The 16,034-nt window shown below is 66.3% G+C and carries 15 protein-coding genes; 8 read left to right on the top strand and 7 right to left on the bottom strand.

The genetic code is table 11. The annotated features are described in order from the left end of the window. Positions 1–9 precede the first annotated feature (9 nt). The 5 genes from AB1286_RS07265 (at position 10) to cobC (ending at position 4,540) form a co-directional block, all read left to right on the top strand. Positions 10–1,053 (top strand): FecCD family ABC transporter permease, encoded by a 1,044-nt coding sequence (locus tag AB1286_RS07265; RefSeq protein ID WP_430362625.1) that lies wholly within the window; start codon positions 10–12, stop codon positions 1,051–1,053. After that, positions 1,050–1,877, top strand: coding sequence for an ABC transporter ATP-binding protein (locus AB1286_RS07260; RefSeq protein WP_430362624.1), 828 nt, complete (start codon positions 1,050–1,052; stop codon positions 1,875–1,877). Before AB1286_RS07265 ends, AB1286_RS07260 begins: the two co-directional genes overlap by 4 nt. Positions 1,878–2,091: 214 nt before the next feature. Next, positions 2,092–3,147, top strand: coding sequence for a nicotinate-nucleotide--dimethylbenzimidazole phosphoribosyltransferase (gene cobT / locus AB1286_RS07255; protein WP_430362623.1), 1,056 nt, complete (start codon positions 2,092–2,094; stop codon positions 3,145–3,147). Continuing rightward, positions 3,144–3,962 carry an adenosylcobinamide-GDP ribazoletransferase gene (locus AB1286_RS07250; protein ID WP_430362622.1) on the top strand — a complete coding sequence of 273 codons (819 nt, stop codon included), beginning with the start codon at positions 3,144–3,146 and terminating at the stop codon, positions 3,960–3,962. Before cobT ends, AB1286_RS07250 begins: the two co-directional genes overlap by 4 nt. Continuing rightward, a complete protein-coding gene (gene cobC, locus AB1286_RS07245) occupies positions 3,947–4,540 on the top strand; it encodes an alpha-ribazole phosphatase (RefSeq protein ID WP_430362621.1) in 594 nt (197 codons plus the stop codon). The genes AB1286_RS07250 and cobC overlap by 16 nt, the downstream gene beginning before the upstream one ends. 26 nt (positions 4,541–4,566) lie before the next feature. On the opposite strand, the gene AB1286_RS07240 is transcribed toward cobC, so the two are convergent. The 3 genes from AB1286_RS07240 to AB1286_RS07230 form a co-directional block, all read right to left on the bottom strand. Further along, a complete protein-coding gene (locus tag AB1286_RS07240; protein ID WP_430362620.1) occupies positions 4,567–5,499 on the bottom strand; it encodes a cobalamin-binding protein in 933 nt (310 codons plus the stop codon). Next, positions 5,496–6,056 carry a bifunctional adenosylcobinamide kinase/adenosylcobinamide-phosphate guanylyltransferase gene (gene cobU, locus AB1286_RS07235; protein ID WP_430362619.1) on the bottom strand — a complete coding sequence of 187 codons (561 nt, stop codon included), beginning with the start codon at positions 6,054–6,056 and terminating at the stop codon, positions 5,496–5,498. The genes AB1286_RS07240 and cobU overlap by 4 nt, the downstream gene beginning before the upstream one ends. 90 nt (positions 6,057–6,146) lie before the next feature. Beyond that, positions 6,147–6,566, bottom strand: coding sequence for a PaaI family thioesterase (locus AB1286_RS07230; protein WP_430362618.1), 420 nt, complete (start codon positions 6,564–6,566; stop codon positions 6,147–6,149). 156 nt (positions 6,567–6,722) lie between these two features. Here AB1286_RS07230 and AB1286_RS07225 point away from each other — a divergent pair, with 156 nt between their 5' ends. Continuing rightward, positions 6,723–7,346, top strand: a complete 624-nt coding sequence (locus tag AB1286_RS07225; RefSeq protein ID WP_430362617.1) for a ParA family protein — start codon at positions 6,723–6,725, stop codon at positions 7,344–7,346. Between the two features lie 16 nt (positions 7,347–7,362). Here the strand turns inward: AB1286_RS07225 and panD are convergent, their stop codons facing one another. The 4 genes from panD to AB1286_RS07205 all read right to left on the bottom strand — a co-directional run bounded on the left by panD (position 7,363) and on the right by AB1286_RS07205 (position 9,800). Then, entirely contained in the window at positions 7,363–7,749 is a 387-nt protein-coding gene (gene panD / locus AB1286_RS07220) for an aspartate 1-decarboxylase (RefSeq protein WP_430362616.1), read from the bottom strand. A 30-nt stretch (positions 7,750–7,779) separates the two neighbouring features. Further along, on the bottom strand, positions 7,780–8,613 hold the full coding sequence (gene panC, locus AB1286_RS07215) for a pantoate--beta-alanine ligase (protein WP_430362615.1): 834 nt from the start codon (positions 8,611–8,613) through the stop codon (positions 7,780–7,782). A 126-nt stretch (positions 8,614–8,739) separates the two neighbouring features. Beyond that, complete coding sequence (locus AB1286_RS07210; protein WP_430362614.1) at positions 8,740–9,609, bottom strand: segregation and condensation protein A; 870 nt, start codon at positions 9,607–9,609, stop codon at positions 8,740–8,742. A gap of 2 nt (positions 9,610–9,611) precedes the next feature. Continuing rightward, complete coding sequence (locus AB1286_RS07205) at positions 9,612–9,800, bottom strand: DUF3460 family protein (protein WP_430362613.1); 189 nt, start codon at positions 9,798–9,800, stop codon at positions 9,612–9,614. Positions 9,801–10,102: 302 nt separating this feature from the next. On the opposite strand from AB1286_RS07205, the gene AB1286_RS07200 reads away from it, so the two are divergent. Together AB1286_RS07200 and AB1286_RS07195 are read left to right on the top strand one after the other, a co-directional pair. Then, on the top strand, positions 10,103–11,896 hold the full coding sequence (locus AB1286_RS07200) for an autotransporter assembly complex protein TamA (protein WP_430362612.1): 1,794 nt from the start codon (positions 10,103–10,105) through the stop codon (positions 11,894–11,896). A 35-nt stretch (positions 11,897–11,931) separates the two neighbouring features. Next, positions 11,932–15,978 carry a translocation/assembly module TamB domain-containing protein gene (locus tag AB1286_RS07195; protein ID WP_430362611.1) on the top strand — a complete coding sequence of 1,349 codons (4,047 nt, stop codon included), beginning with the start codon at positions 11,932–11,934 and terminating at the stop codon, positions 15,976–15,978. The last annotated feature ends 56 nt before the right edge of the window (positions 15,979–16,034 follow it).

Below are 16,034 nucleotides of genomic sequence, written 5' to 3'. Positions count from 1 at the left end.
CGTACCGCGATGAGCCCATCCGCTTTGCGCACGCATGCGCCGATGAACGCTAAGCGCGCAGCGCTCGTGTGGATCGTGCTCGGGGTGGCCGCGCTCGCCGTTTTTACGGCCGCGCTCATGCTGGGCAGCGTTCGCGTCGCACCGGGCCGGGCTTTGCTCGCCTTGTTGCATTCGCCCGCGCATGACGGCGCAGGCGCCGACTTGACCGGCGAGATCGTGCGGACGTTGCGCTTACCGCGCGCCCTCGCGGGGTTCGCGTGCGGCGCGTTGCTCGCGCTTGCCGGCGCGCTGTTGCAAGTGTTGCTGCGCAATCCGCTCGCCGAGCCCTATGTGCTCGGCGTTTCGGGCGGCGCGGCCGCCTTCGCGGTAGCGGCGCTCTTCGCAGGCTATGCCTGGTGGCTCGTCGATCTCGCATCGTTCGGCGGCGCCATGCTTTCGATTGCGCTCGTGCTGGGCCTCGCGCGGCGCGAGTTCTGGCGCGGCGAGCCGCAAGAGGCGTCGCCCCGATTGCTGCTGACAGGCGTCGTGGTTGCCACGGGGTGGGGCGCTATCGTCACGTTGCTTATTGCGCTTGCGCCGGACGATCGGCTCCGCGGCATCGTGTTTTGGCTGACGGGCGATTTGAACGGTGCGGCGGGCCCCTGGGCGGCGCTCGTCGTGCTGGTCGTCGCACTCGGCGTGTGCTTACCCGTCGCGCCGCAACTGAACGTTTTGCTGCGTGGCGATGCGCTCGCCGCGTCGCTCGGCGTGCCCACTACGCGGCTGCGGCTACGCATTTACCTCGTCGCATCGTTGGCCGCCGCGGCAAGCGTGACGACGGCCGGTACGATCGGCTTCGTCGGCCTCGTGGTGCCGCATGCGTTGCGGCTCGTACTCGGCAACGACCAGCGCATGCTCGTGCCGGCCAGCGCTTTGGCGGGCGGAGTGGCGGTCATGGGCGCGGATCTTCTGGCCCGGACGGCAATTGCGCCGGCGCAGTTGCCCGTCGGGGTCGTGACCGCGCTCGTCGGCGTGCCCGTCTTCTTATGGATGCTCGGTTCCGTTCGCCGATGAAGTCGCTGACGCCCATCGATCCCGAGCGTCGTCTCGCGTCGCTATGCGCTGAGCATCTGACGTTGCGCGCGGGGACCCGCACGCTGCTAGAGGACTTCACCCATACGTTTTTTCCCGGCGAGATCTGGTGTGTCGCGGGACCGAACGGTGCGGGCAAGACCACGCTCATTACGACGCTCGCGGGTCTCGCGCGGCCCGCCGGCGGCCGCGTGCAAGTAGATAACGAGGATATCGAGGCGTGGCCGAGCGCGGCGCTCGCGCGGCGGCGCGCGTTGATGCCGCAAACGTCGCACGACGCTTTCGGCGCGAGCGTTCTCGATGTCGTGCTGCTTAATCGCTTTCCCCATTTGACGGGTTGGGGATGGGAGGGGCAGGAAGATCGCGCAGCCGCGCAGGCGGCGCTTAAGCTCGTCGGGCTCGAAGCGTTCGCGGCGCGCAATGTGTTGTCGCTCTCCGGTGGCGAGCGGCAGCGCGTCGCACTGGCCGCGGCGCTATGCCAAGAAGCGCCGTTGCTGCTCCTCGACGAGCCGCTGGCATTTCTCGATTGGCATCACCAGATCGAGTGCATGAATGCACTCGTGCGGTGGACTCGGGCGTTGCCGCGCACTGTCATCTTCTCTTGTCATGATTTGAATCTTGCACGCCGGTTCGCGACGCATGCGCTGTTGCTGGAAGGCAACGGCGCGTCGCATGCCGGCGCTGCACGCGACGTCTTGACGCCGGGGCTCGCGAGTCGCGCGTTCGGGTATCCGCTGGTGCTGATCGAACAAGGCGGCTACGAGGCGCTGGTGCCCGCTTGGCCAGGCGCGCCGAGCGCCTCATGAGCTCGATCGACGCACGGCATGTCACATAGTGGTATGCCGACGACCCGCCCCCGAGCCCTTGGCGGTTTTACCGAATTGAAGCCAACCCTTGCCTGAGGGTATGGTGACACCTTTGCTGCGTGCGACCTGGGATTCGAGCGGAGCGGCCCGAAGTTCGGTGCTCTCAAGCTCACCTCCCGGCCTCGCATCGTCAGCTTCGATATTTGAACTGAGTATGAACGCATCACTTCCTTTGCCTATCGTCGAACCGCTCGATCGCTCGTTGCGCGGCACGCTCTCGCACATGATCGATAACAAGACCAAGCCGCTCGGCAGCCTCGGCATGCTCGAGGTGCTCGCGCGTCAAATGGGCATGATTCAACAGAGCACGCGTCCCACTGTCGCGCGCCCGGCGATGATCGTCTTCGCCGCCGATCACGGTATCGTGCAAGAGGGTGTCAGCCCTTACCCGCAAGCAGTCACGGCGCAAATGGTCGCGAACTTCCTTGCCGGTGGCGCGGCCATCAACGCAATCAGCCGAGCTTCTGGGCTCACGCTCGAAGTGGTCAATGCCGGCGTGGCGACGCCGCTCGGGCCGCTGCCGGGCCTTATCGATGTCCCCGTCCGGCCAGGCACGCGCAATTTCGCTGAAGGGGCCGCCATGACGCGCGACGAGGCACTCGCGGCGATCCGTGCGGGCGCCGCGCGCGTACGTCATCATGCGGCGCTCGGGACGAACGTGATCGGCTTCGGCGAGATGGGTATCGGCAATACGTCGTCGGCCGCGTGTTTGATGAGCCGCTTGTGCGGCGTACCGATCGACGATTGCGTGGGTCGCGGCACCGGCCTCGACAATGCGGGCCTTGCGCGCAAGCGCAATGTGCTCGCCAATGCGCTGGCATTGCATGGCGGCGTGAACGAACCGATCGATGCGCTTGCCACGTTCGGCGGCTTCGAGATCGCGATGATGGCAGGCGCGTACTTGGCCGCGGCCGAGGCCAAGATGACGATACTCGTCGACGGATTCATCGCCACGTCGGCGCTCGTCGTCGCCGATGCGATCGCGCCGGCCGTGCGCGATTACTGCGTATTCGCGCATCTGTCGAACGAGGCGGGTCATCGGCGCATGCTCGACTACTTCGGCGCGAAGCCGCTGCTCTCGCTCGATATGCGGCTCGGCGAAGGAACCGGCGCCGCCTTGGCGGTCCCGGTACTGCGCGCGGCCGTCGCGGTGCTCAGCGATATGGCGAGTTTCGAATCGGCCGGTGTGGCAGGGCCCGACGGTCGATGAAAGACGAGCGGTCGATCACGGAACTCGCTACCGGCACCGCACCGCTTGCGCGCCGCATTTTTTGGCGCGAGCAGGTGCGCTATCTCGTCGCCGCGCTGGGCTACTTCACGCGCATCCCGATTCCCCGATCGATCGCCCTCGATGCCGGCGATCTCGCCGGCGCGGCGCGCTATTTTCCGCTCGTGGGGGCGTTCGTCGGCGGTCTCGGCGCGTTGATTTATCTAGGCGCGCTACAGCTATTTCCGCCGGCCGTTTCGGTGTTGTTGTCGATGATCGGCACGCTTGTCGCGACGGGCGCCTTGCACGAGGACGGCCTCGCCGATTGCTGCGACGGGTTCGGCGGCGCGGCGAGCCGCGAGGATGCGCTGCGCATCATGCGCGATCCGCGTCTCGGCGCTTTCGGGGCGATCGGACTCATGATGGCGCTCGCGCTCAAATGGCAGACGCTCGCCGCATTGCCGGCGGCCACCGCCGCCTGGACGATGGTCGGCGCCCATGCCGCGAGTCGCGCGCTGGCCGTCAGCTATTTGGCTACGCACGAGTACGCGCGCGAACAGGGCAAGGCCAAGCCGGTCGCGCAGCGCATGTCCTTGGGCGCGCTCGGGCTCGCGCTAGCGCTGGGGTTCGTATGGCTCCTCGTGCCCGACTGGCGAGCGGGCGCCCTCGGGCTTGCGTTGGCGTCGGTACTGCGCTTTGGGCTCGGCCGGTATTTCACGCGCCGGCTCGGCGGCTATACCGGCGATTGCCTGGGGCTCGCCCAGCAGGGCTTCGAGCTTGTCTTTTACTTGACCGCACTCGCTTGGACCTCATTCTGATCCGCCATCCGGCGCCCGCGATCGAAGCCGGCATCTGCTACGGCAAGACCGATGTGCCGTTGGCCGGCGATGCGGCGGAATCGGCGCATGCGCTCGCCGCGCGTCTGGCCGCGCTCGCCGCGCCGCTGCCGCACCGGGTCGCGAGCAGTCCGCTACGCCGGTGCGCCGAACTCGCGCAGCGGCTTGCGCCGCTGCTCGGCAGAACCTATGACAGCGACGCGCGTTTGCAGGAGATCGACTTCGGCGAATGGGAGGGGCAGCGCTGGGACGCGATCGATCGCGCCGCGCTCGATGCATGGAGCGCCGATCTGCGCCACGCGCGGGCTCATGGCGGCGAGAGCGTGGCTCAGTTCGAGGCGCGTGTCGATGCTTGGCTCGATATGTGCCGCGAATCGGCAGCGCCTGACGCGAGCGTGTTGGCCGTGACGCATGCGGGCGTCATGCGCATGATTGCCGCGCTGTTGCTCGGCGAGGCGATCGAGACGACGCTCGCGTGGCCGCTCGAGATGGCCGCGGTCGTCTGGTTGCGACGGGGCGGGGAGACCGGCGAGTGGTGCGTCGTGCACTGGAACGTTTGAGCGGCCCCGGTCGAGCGCCTCGCGAATCAGTGCGCGCCTCCTGCATCGGCGCCGGGCCTGCGTGTGCGCGCGAGATCCAAGTCGCGGCATAGCGTTTCGGCACCTTGCGTCAAACGCGGGGCGGGGCGCGTGATGAGATCGCCGTCGATGGCGAACAGGTTGTCGCGCGCGACGGCCGTCATGCGCGGCCAGGCACGCCATGCGGCAAGGCTCGGCAACTGCGCATCGGGTTTCGTGGCGCCGCCGCTCGAGGTCACGATCGCTTCGGGGTCGGCCGCGACCACCGCTTCGGTCGATACGGTCGGTACGAGCGGTACCAGGTTGGCGAAGACGTTGCGCCCGCCGCATAGCGTAATGACGTCGCTAATGATTTGCGAGCCGTTGAGCGTCATCAGCGGATCGGCCCATGCTTCATAAAAGACGGTGACCGGCGATCGTCCCGCGTAACGCGCGCGCAGCGCGGCGATTTTGGCGCGATAGTCGGCGGCTGCCGCTTGCGCAGGTTCTGACGTGCCCATCAGCGTCCCGAGGGCGACGAGGTCCGTTGCCACATCGTCCAGCTTGTGCGGCTCGCTGCGATACAGGGGGATGCCGAGCGCGCGCAGGCGGTCGAGTTGACGCCGGCTATTGCCGTGGCGCCAGACGATCACGAGATCGGGTTTCAATGCGACGATGCGCTCGAGATCCAACGTCGTATTGGTGCCCACACGCGGCAGCGCCCTCGCGGCGTCGGGGTAGTCGCTGTACGACACCGCGCCCACGAGCTTGCTGCCGCCGCCGGCCGCATAGGCGAGTTCGACCGCGTGCGGCGCAAGCGCCACGACGCGCTCGGCGGGGGCGGGGAGCGTGACGCGCTCGCCCGCGTCGTCGACGACCGAGACCGAGGCCCGGGCTGCTTGGGCCCCAGTCAGCGCCAGCGCGCAAGCGAAGGCAAGTGCAACCGCGGATCGTGCGCTCATCGAATACGCTCGCTTTTGACGGTCATCGGCAGGCCCGCGACCATCAGCGTGACGTCGCGCGCGAGCGCGGCGATGCGCTGATTGAGCCGCCCTAGCTCGTCGACGTATTGGCGCGTCATCGCGCCCATCGGTACGACGCCCATGCCGATCTCGTTGCTGACGACGATAACGGGGCCGCGCGTGCGACAAAGCGCCGTCTCGAGCGCCTGCGCGCGCGTCTCCGGGTCGTGCGTCGGGGCGCCGTCGGCGGGGCAGACGACATTGGCGAGCCACAACGTCAGGCAGTCGAGCAAGATGCAGGTGCGGCCGTCGTCCGCCGCGTCGATGGCGTGAGCAAGGTCGACGTCCGCCTCGATCAAGCGCCAATGCGCGGGGCGCCGGGCACGATGCTGATCGATGCGCGTGGCGAATTCCGCGTCGCCCGTGTGGCGCGCGGTGGCGATGTAGGTGACGGCCAGCGACTGTGCGGCGGCCCGCGTCTGAGCGAGTTGCTCGGCGTGGCGGCTCTTGCCTGAGCGGGCGCCGCCGAGCACGAGGGTAAGGTCGGGTGAGATCATCGCGCGATTGTAGCGAGGCCGCGCCCGTCACGGGTCGGCGTGACGCACGCATGGGCGTTGGCGCTCACCCGGCGCATGTGGCTTCCCACATTACGCAAGAATCATCTGCGTACAACGGAATAGGGCGATCGTGTGACCGTCGGGATCGAATACGGAGGCGTCCCAGACGTGCGTGCTGCGGCCGAGATGAACGGCACTGGCCACGGCGCGCACCGTTCCTGCGCGGCAGGTGCCGAGAAAATTGCTTTTTAGCTCGATGGTCGTAAACCCGCGCGCGTGCTGAGGTAGATGGGCCATGCAAGCGTAGCCGCAGCAGGTATCGGCCAGGCCGATGACGGTCGCGGCGTGTAAAAAGCCGTTCGGCGCCAGCAATTGCGGCCTCACGGCCAACTTGCCCGTCAGCGTGCCTTGCCCGAGCGCGACGATGCGCACCCCGAGCAGATCGGGCAAGGTGCCCTGCTGGTGTTCATGGATGGTCTCGATCGTGTAATCGGGGCGTAGCGTCGACATCGAGATAACCTCCTTACGGCCGAATTTGCCGATATTATCGGGAGCTACGATGCTTTTTGATAGCTTAACGGGCTGATTATCTCGATGTGCCCAATCAGCCCGGCGGCGTGACCGGTTAACCGGCCGCATGAAGCGGCCTTCTACTCGGGAGTGTTCATGACGGTGATCGTGGTAGCGAACCCTAAGGGCGGCGTGGGCAAGAGCACGTTGTCGACGAACTTGGCGGGCGCCTTCGCGGCGAACGGCGAATGGGTGGCGCTGGCCGACCTCGATCGGCAGCAATCGTCGCACGGATGGCTGGCCTTGCGGCCGGAAGCCTTGCCTCCCATCGAAACCTGGCACGTCGATCCGGAGGCGCCGGTCAAGCCGCCGAAGGGCCTGGAACGCGCCGTGATCGATACGCCCGCGGGTCTGCACGGCGCGCGCCTTGCCGCGGCGCTCGAGTTGGCCGATAAGGTCATTGTGCCGTTGCAGCCGTCGATGTTCGACATCTTGGCCACGCAGCATTTTCTCGAGCGGCTAGCCAAGGAAAAGGCGGTGCGCAAAGGCGCGATCGAAGTGGGGGTGGTCGGCATGCGCGTCGATGCGCGCACGCGTTCGGCCGAGCAGTTGCATCGCTTCGTGGAAAGTCTCGAGCTGCCCGTGCTCGGTTTCTTGCGCGATACGCAAAACTATGTGCAACTCGCGGCGCACGGATTGACGCTATGGGACGTCCCGCAAAGCCGCGTGGAGAAGGACCTCGAACAGTGGGAGCCGATTACGGCTTGGGCCGCGAAGTAACGCGCGGCCCGCCGGTTCAGCTCCAGCTTTGCACGGGCACGTGGCCGCGGCTGCCCTTGATCTTGTTCTGTTCGTCGACGAATACGAGCTTCGGCTCCCAGCCCGCCTTAAGCTCGGCATCGTCGACCATCGCGAAGGCGGCGATGATGACGAGATCGCCGAGTTGAGCGCGCCGCGCGGCGGAGCCGTTCAGGGAGATCATGCCGCTGCCGCGCTCGCCGCGGATCGCGTAGGTCGAGAAGCGCTCGCCGTTGTTCACGTTCCAGATGTCGATCCGCTCGTTTTCGACGATGCCCGAGGCGTCGAGCAAATCTTCGTCGATGGCGCACGATCCTTCGTAATGAAGCTCGCAATGCGTCACCACGGCGCGGTGAATCTTCGATTTCAACATGTGTCGCTGCATGGTCGTTCCTTCTTCAGACGCCCCCGGGCGTCAGATTTCAAGATTATCGATGAGGCGCGTCGCGCCGAGCTTGGCGGCCGCCAGCACGACGAGTGGCGCGTCTTGTTCTTGAGCGGCGGGCGCGATCAGGTTCGAGCGCTTGCGCACGGCGATGTAATCGGGTGCCCAGCCGCGAGCGGCAAGGCTCTCGACCGCTTCGCGCTCGATCGCCGCGAAGTCGCGCCGGCCTGAAAGCACGGCTTCGCGCACGCGCGCGAGCGTCGCGGCCAGCATCGGCGCTTCGGCGCGCTCGGCTTCGCTCAGATAGCGATTGCGCGAGCTGAGTGCGAGCCCGTCGGTGTCGCGCACGGTTTCCGCGGCCACGATATCGGTCGGCAGCGCGAACTGCTGGCACATCTGCCGCACGATCATGAGCTGCTGGTAATCCTTCTTGCCGAACACGGCCACGCGCGGCTGCACGCACGACATGAGCTTCATCACGACCGTACACACGCCCGTGAAGAAGCCGGGGCGGAATTCGCCCTCGAGGATGTCGCCGAGGTCGTGCGGCGGATGGACGCGGTACTCCTGCGGCTCAGGGTACATGTCGCGCTCGGTGGGCGCGAACAGCACGTAGACGTTCTCTTTTTGCAACTTCTCGATATCGGCTTCGAGCGTACGCGGATATTTGTCGAAATCCTCGTTGGGCCCAAATTGCAGACGATTGACGAAGATGCTCGCCACGACGGGATCGCCGTGCTGGCGCGCGAGACGCATCAGCGACAAATGGCCCTCGTGCAGATTGCCCATCGTCGGGACGAACGCAGTACGGTTCTGGCCGCGCAATTGGTCGCGCAATTCGTGGATCGAGCTGATGACTTTCATGATCGTGCTTGACGGGCGCGACGCCCCGCGAGTTGAAGGCGCGCCGATTGTAGTGGATTTGACGGCCACTGGCATCGAAAAAAAGACGGTCGTTCGATGAGCGGGGCGAGGTGCGCGGTGTCCGGTTTAGGCGGGCAGATACGCGAGACGTACGTAAATCGGTGCGAACGGTTCCGGCTGCGTGATTTCGACGAGCGATTCCCGCGCCAGCTCCAACATGGCGATGAAATTCACGACGACAACGGGCACGCCCCGCGTCACATCGAAGAGTTCCGAAAATTCGACGAAGCGCGCATTTTGCAGTCGACGCAGAATCAAGCTCATGTGCTCGCGCACCGAGAGCTCTTCGCGCGAGATCTTGTGGTGCTGGACGAGCTTGGCGCGTTTGAGCACGTCGGCCCAAGCCGCGCGCAAATCGTCCATCGCCACGTCGGGAAACCGCGGCGCCATGCTTTGCTCGATGTAGACCTCGGCGCGCAGGAAGTCCCGCCCGAGCTGCGGCAGTTGATCGAGCCGCTGCGCCGCGAGCTTCATACGCTCGTATTCGAGCAAGCGCCTGACGAGTTCCGCGCGCGGATCCTCGGGTTCCTCGCCCGTGTCGGCCTTCTTGACGGGCAGCAGCATGCGCGACTTGATTTCGATCAGCATCGCGGCCATGAGCAGATACTCGGACGCCAATTCGAGGTTCGTCTTGCGCAACTGCTCCACATAGCCGAGGTACTGCGCCGTCACGTCCGCCATGGGAATATCGAGCACGTTGAAGTTCTGCTTGCGGATCAGATAAAGCAACAGATCGAGCGGACCTTCGAACGTCTCGAGAAACACCTCGAGCGCATCGGGCGGGATGTACAGATCCTGCGGCAGCTTGAACAGCGGCTCGCCGTAGAGGCGCGCGAACGCAATGCCGTCGACGGTGTCGGGCGTCGTGTCGGTCGCGGGCGCGGTCAGCGCCGCGTCGGGCACCTGCCCGCGATGCCCTTCATCGGCGGCGGCCACGTTCAGAAGTTCTGGTAGTACACGTACGGCGTTTGATTCACGCGCGCGAGCTGTTGGGACGAACGCTCCTCGAGATCGATCGGCTGCTTGTCCCACAGCAGTGCACGGCCGCGGCGCTGCTCGTCTTCCAACGTCGGCTTTTGTTCCTTGAGCTGATTGATGAACTGCGTGATATCCGATTGATACAACATGATGCGGTCATCCTGAAAATGGGGACAGGGCGGCGCCGGTGCCGCCCCTCGAGCAAGCTGCGATTTTAGCGCATGCGGACCGGACGGAACACTGGACGCCTTTCGGCGTCGAAGGCGGGCACGCAAATCGCTCGAGGCGGCGCGCATTCTCGGGCGCGCTCGGGCGTTCGGCCGCCGTGAGGCGCGATCCATGGCTCGGTGCCCGGCGGTTATGGTCAAATGACCGCTTTCGTCGGCGTTTTGACGTTTTATGGGTGGGGCCGGACATCGTTCAACGTGGGAGGTCTTGTTTGCGGGGAGTCGTGATCGCTTCGTCTTGCGCCGGGCGCGGTTCATCGCGCCGGACCGCGCCGGTCGCGAGACCGCTTTGGCCGTCGTTCGTGTGCGCGCTGTTGTTTGCGCTGGCGTCGATGCCGGCGGCGGCCAAATACGACATCGCCATCGATGCCCCACGCGCGATGCACAAGCTGCTCGAAAAGCATCTCGACCTGTCGCGCTTCGCCGCCCGCAGCGATGTGACCGACGATCAATTCGACTTCCTCGTCACGGCCGCGCCCCAGCAAGTGCGGGACTTGGCGGCGACCGACGGCTATTTTTCCCCGATCGTGCGCACCGACGTGCGCACGATCGGGGCGGGGAAAAAAACCGTGACGGTGCACGTCGACCCAGGGCCGCGCACGATCGTCTCCTCGATCGAATTGACCTTCGACGGCCCCGTCCGGACCGAAGAACCGACGCGGGAGAACGCCGCGCGTTTCGCCTTCTCGCTGCATACGGGCGATCCGTTCACGCAGGCGGGCTGGAGCGATGCAAAGGAGGCCGCGCTCAAGGCCTTGCAGGCGCGTCGTTACCTCGGCGCGAAGATCGTGCGCTCCCAAGCGCTGATCGATCCGCATACGCGACAGGCGGCGCTGACGGTGGCGTTTGAGAGCGGCCCGACGTTCACGCTGGGTCCGCTCGATGTCTCGGGCGTTCGGCGCTATCCGGAGCGGATCGCAACGAACGTCAATCCGCTCGCGGTCGGCGAGGTGTACGACGTCGATCGGATCGCCGAGCTTCAGCGGCAACTCCAAAACACGCCGTACTATGCGAGCGTCGCGATCGACGTCGGCAACGACGTCGCCAAGCCGACCGACACGCCTATCCACGTGAAGGTGAGCGAATATCCGTACAACAGCGTGCGCGGAGGCGTCGGCTACGCGACCGATACCGGCGCGCACGTGCAAGGTTCCTATACGTATCTCGATACCTTCGGCGCCGCCTGGCCGCTTTCCGTGCAGGGCCGGCTCGATCAGATTCAACAGTACGGTCAGGTCCAACTGTCGATGCCGCCCGGCAAGCGCGGTTGGGTCAACAGCGCGCTTGCCTCCTATACGAACACGCAGGTCTCCGGTACGCGAATCTACAGTGCGCGTGCCGGCTTGCAGCGGGCACGCACGGCGCAATTCATCGACTACGCGTATTCGCTCCAGTACTACGCCGATCGCCTCGATCAGAACGCCGCCGGCCCGACGACGAGCCACGCGCTCGTGCCGCAGTGGTCGTGGACGCGTCGTAACGTCGACGACCCGCTGTTTCCGCGCAAAGGCAATCTCGTTCACGTCGAAACGGGATTTGCGCTCAAAGGCATCGCGACGGATCAGTCGTTCGTACGCGGCTATGCCCGCGGCGAACAGTATGTGCCGCTCTTCAAGCGCGACCTGTTTCTCGTGCGCGCGGAGTTCGGCGGCGTCTTTACCAGCGGCAGCTCGAGCGGCATTCCGGCTTCGCTGCTGTTTCGCGCCGGCGGCTCGAACTCCGTGCGCGGTTACGGATTCCAGAGCATAGGCAACAACGTCGATGGATCGGTCTTGCCGACGAAGTATCTCGTGACGGCCACCGCCGAGTTCCAACATTGGTTCACGCACGATTGGGGCGCGGCCGCCTTCTACGATATCGGTACGGCGACGGATACCTGGGGGGAGCGCGTCTTTTATCCCGGCATGGGCGTCGGCGTGCGCTGGCGCAGCCCCGTCGGTCCGATCAACGTCGATTTGGCCTACGGCACGCGCAATCACAGCGTGCGGCCGTATTTGACGCTCGGCATCGCCTTCTAGGACCCTCGACCGGATCAACGCATGGATCACGACGCATGAGTCAAGCATCGCCGCCCCGGCCGCACGAGCCGTCCGCTAGCGCACCCGGAACAGGGACGGGCGGGCCGGACGCGCCCGGGCCGCGCGAGCCCGAAGCGCCGCCGCCGAAACGGCGTGCGCGACGCGCGCTCGCCTGGAGTGCGCTCGTGCTCGTGCTGGTGCTCGGCACCGTCGCGGCGACGCTGTACGGTGCCATTGCCACCGAGCCCGGTACGCGGCTCGTCTGGCGGGCGGCCGTCGCGATAACGGGCTCGCGGCTCACGGGTACGTTCGACGGGGGCACGCTCGCGCAAGGGGTGCGCTTGGCTAACGTGCGCTGGCACGAGCAGGCGGGGGCGGCCGGCGGCCCCGCGACGGACATTCGGATCGATCGTTTCGCACTACGCTGGGCATTGACGCGCTCGCCCTGGCGGCTGACCGTGGACGCGCTGCGGGTGGGGACGATCGATGCGCGCCTGGCCCCGTCGACGAGCAAGACGCCGATGCGCCTCCCAACCGAATTGCGCCTACCGATTCAACTCGACGTGCGCGCGCTAAGCATCGACAAACTCATCATGCGCGACGGCGCGGCGACTACCGAGATCGACCGATTGCGCGCGCACGGCCGGAGCGACGGCCTTCGCCACACCCTTTGGATCGACGGCTTCGATACCGCCTATGGGGCGCTCGCCGCCGAGCTTTCGTTGAATGGCCTGCGCCCGTTTCCGCTGAACGGTACGCTGAGCGCTTCGGGTTCGCCGGGCGGTACGCCGGTGCAGTTGCAAGCGCGTGTCTCCGGTACCCTCGAAGCGCTGGTCGCCGACGTCACGGCCAGTGGGATGAAGCTGGCCGGCCGTGCTCATGTCGAGGCGATGCCGTTCGCGTCCGTGCCGCTCAAGCGAGCGACGATCGCGTTCGATCACGTCGACCCGCGCGTCCTGAGCGCGGGCGCGCCGCAGGCCGACCTCTCGCTCACCGCGACGCTCGCGCCGGTGCCCGGCGCCGAGCCGCTCGTCGTTGCAGGGCCCGTCTCGATCGTCAATGCGAAACCGGGGCGGCTCGAGGAGCACCGCCTGCCGCTCGTGCAAGCGAACGCCGACGTTCGCCTCGACGCGCACGAGCAACGGGTCGATCGCTTGGCGGTGCAACTCGTGCACAACGCCACGCTGACCGGTGGCGGTACGTTCTCGGGCGGGCGTGGGCGGTTGGAACTGAACGCGCACGCACTCGATTTGGCAACGCTTACGCCCTATGCGCGACCGACGTCGCTATCCGGGCCGCTCGCAGTCACCGTCGATGGCTCGACGCAGTCGTTCTCGCTCGACTTGGCCGATGCGGCGGCACGCTTGCGCGCACGGGCTCACGTGGCCCTCGAACGGGGCCGCGTCGCGCTGCACGAGGTGCGCATCGACGCGGGCGACGGGCGCCTCGAACTGAAAGGCGCGCTGGTACACGATGCCTCGTCCAGCTACGACTTGAGCGCGATCGCGACGAATTTCGACCCGCGGCTCGTGCTTGCGACCGCGTTGCCTGCGGTGCGTCCGGCCGGCACGGCTGCCGCGAAACCGGTGCATGCCGCCGGCAAATTGCCCGAGGCGCGGGTGACCGGGCGTTTCAGCGCCGTCGGCACGCTTGCCGAGCCGTTCTCGACGAAACTACGGTTCGAGCTTGGCGATAGCGTCTATGACGGCTTCCCGCTGACGGGGGAAGGCAAGGTCCAGCTCGCGGGCGCGCGCCTGCTGCCGAGCGATGCGACGTTGTCGATCGCGGGCAACGATGTCGCGGTGCACGGCAGCTTCGGCGGCCCGGGCGACCGGCTTCGTTTCCACGTCGATGCGCCGCGGCTCGATCGTCTCGGCTTCGGCGTCGCAGGCACGGTGCGGGCGGACGGCGACCTCACGGGCTCATTGGCCCATCCCGACGTGACGCTGCGCTACGATGCCCGCGCGGTAGCGATCGGCACGAATCGAATCGGCACGGCGACAGGTAGCGCGCGTATTCGCGACGGCGCGACCGGGGCGCTCGAATTCACGACCGATGCCCGGGACGTTCATGCGGGCCCGATCGATCTGACGACGTTGACGGCCCATGTAACCGGCACGCGCGGCAAACATGACTTCGATGCGCAAGCGAAGGGCGAGGTGCGTGGACGGCCGGTCGACATGACGCTTGCGGGGACGGGCGCATTGACGGACACGCGAGCCGGCCCGCGTTGGGACGGCGTGCTCGCGCGTTTGGCGAACCGCGGGTTGCCCGGCTTCGAGCTACAAGCACCGGTGGCCGTGTCGGCCGGGGGAGAGCGCGTGACGCTAGGCCCGACGCGGCTATCGATCGAGGGGGCGACCCTCGATTTGAAGTCGTTCGTCTACGACCACGGGGCGATCAGCTCGGCGGGCAGCGCAACGAATCTGTCTGCCGCGCGGCTCATTGCGATCCGGCAAATGCTGACGGGGCAGCCTTCGCGGCTATCGAGCGATCTCGTACTCGCGGCCGATTGGGACTTAAGCCTCGGCCGCACGGCGAGCGGTTACGCGCGCATCGAGCGCCGCAGCGGCGATGTGACGCTGTCGACGGGCTACGGCACGGCGTCGTTCGGGATCACGGCGCTCTCCGCGCGTGTCGATTTGAGCGGTGCGCGCGTGCTGGCGACCGCGCATGCGGCGGCCAATCGAGTCGGCACGCTCGATGCGAATGTCAGCGCCGGCCTTTCCCCCGATCCCGCGCGAGGCGGGATCTTGGGCGTGGGCGAGGGTGCGCCGCTGGCGGGCAGGCTTGCGCTGGACGTGCCGGCGTTGAAGGCGACGGGCGGGCTGTTCGGGCCGAGCTACGTGCTGGACGGCCACGTCGCATTGAACCTTGTGCTTGCCGGCACCGCGGCGAAGCCGACGATCTCGGGCGCGCTCGTCGGCGACGATCTCTCGGCCACGCTCGTCGATCAAGGGATTCAATTGAAGGACGGCATCGTACGGGTGGCGCTGACCGAAAACCTCGTGGATCTGCAACGCGTGGAATTTCATGGCGGCGAAGGAACGATACGCGCCACCGGGCGTATTCGGCTCGATAGCGCCGAGCCCGATCTTGCGGCGCATATCGTTGCCGACAAGCTCGAACTGTTCGCGGCGCCCGATCGGCAATTGTCGCTTTCGGGCAGTGCGACGGTCGCGAACGGCGGCCCTGGCGGCGGACTCGACATCAACGGCAAGTTTACGGTCGATCACGCGCTCTTCGATTTGCCGGAACAGAGCGCCCCGCGTCTATCGGACGACGTGGTGATCGTCCGGGATCACGGTTTCGTGCGCGGTTCGCCGCGGCAGGCGGAGCCCACCAATAAGCCCGTCGGCCGTTTTGCCCCGCGCGCGAGCGTCGACATCGACTTGGGACGCGACTTCCGTTTCCGCGGCCAAGGCGCCGATCTGGGACTGCGCGGTACCGTGACGGCGCTCTCCGCGCCGGATCAACCGCTGCGTGCGATCGGCAACGTGCGCGTCACCGAAGGTTCGACCTATACCTCGTTCGGTCGCAAGCTCGCGATCGAGAACGGCTATTTCACGTTCAACGGGCCCGTGGCAAATCCCGGCGTCAACATTCTCGCCATGCGCCGCAATCAGGAGGTTGAGGCCGGCGTGCAGGTAACGGGCACGGTGCGCACGCCGATCGTCAAACTGGTCTCCGAGCCGAACGTCGCCGACAACGAAAAGCTCTCGTGGCTTTTATTCGGCCATGGCACGGATCAGGGCAACAACCTCAGCCAGCAAAGCTCGATGACGACGGCGCTCGCCTTGCTCGGCAGTGCGACGGGCAAGCGCGTGGCGCAAACGTTCGGCCTCGACGAGTTTTCGGTGGGCCGCAGCGACGTGGGCCTGACGGATTCGCAGGTCGTCATGCTTTCCAAGGCGATTAACGACCGGCTCGTGCTCGGCTATGAACAGGGGCTGCAATCGGCGAGCAATGCGTTCAAAGCGACGGTGAACCTATCGCGCTTCTGGTCGGTGCTCGTTTATACCGGAACGTTTCAAGGCACGGACATCAACTACACGCGACGCTTCGACCGATGGCGGTGGTGAGCGCCGCTTGAACATTTGAGAAAAATGTCAATGCGTGAGCCGTATGTAACGTGGTC

The sequence above is a fragment of the Trinickia sp. NRRL B-1857 genome (genome assembly GCF_050470685.1).
GTDB lineage: Bacteria > Pseudomonadota > Gammaproteobacteria > Burkholderiales > Burkholderiaceae > Trinickia.
This window is presented reverse-complemented; position numbering and strand designations above follow the sequence as displayed.

Excerpts from the sequence above, each read along its gene's own strand:
- AB1286_RS07240 (WP_430362620.1), bottom strand. The coding sequence starts at position 5,499 with ATGAGCGCACGATCCGCGGTTGCACTTGCCTTCGCTTGCGCGCTGGCG.
- AB1286_RS07195 (WP_430362611.1), top strand. The coding sequence starts at position 11,932 with ATGAGTCAAGCATCGCCGCCCCGGCCGCACGAGCCGTCCGCTAGCGCA.
- AB1286_RS07265 (WP_430362625.1), top strand. The coding sequence starts at position 10 with ATGAGCCCATCCGCTTTGCGCACGCATGCGCCGATGAACGCTAAGCGC.
- panD (WP_430362616.1), bottom strand. The coding sequence starts at position 7,749 with ATGCAGCGACACATGTTGAAATCGAAGATTCACCGCGCCGTGGTGACG.
- cobT (WP_430362623.1), top strand. The coding sequence starts at position 2,092 with ATGAACGCATCACTTCCTTTGCCTATCGTCGAACCGCTCGATCGCTCG.
- AB1286_RS07205 (WP_430362613.1), bottom strand. The coding sequence starts at position 9,800 with ATGTTGTATCAATCGGATATCACGCAGTTCATCAATCAGCTCAAGGAA.
- AB1286_RS07250 (WP_430362622.1), top strand. The coding sequence starts at position 3,144 with ATGAAAGACGAGCGGTCGATCACGGAACTCGCTACCGGCACCGCACCG.
- panC (WP_430362615.1), bottom strand. The coding sequence starts at position 8,613 with ATGAAAGTCATCAGCTCGATCCACGAATTGCGCGACCAATTGCGCGGC.
- AB1286_RS07260 (WP_430362624.1), top strand. The coding sequence starts at position 1,050 with ATGAAGTCGCTGACGCCCATCGATCCCGAGCGTCGTCTCGCGTCGCTA.
- AB1286_RS07230 (WP_430362618.1), bottom strand. The coding sequence starts at position 6,566 with ATGTCGACGCTACGCCCCGATTACACGATCGAGACCATCCATGAACAC.
- cobU (WP_430362619.1), bottom strand. The coding sequence starts at position 6,056 with ATGATCTCACCCGACCTTACCCTCGTGCTCGGCGGCGCCCGCTCAGGC.
- AB1286_RS07225 (WP_430362617.1), top strand. The coding sequence starts at position 6,723 with ATGACGGTGATCGTGGTAGCGAACCCTAAGGGCGGCGTGGGCAAGAGC.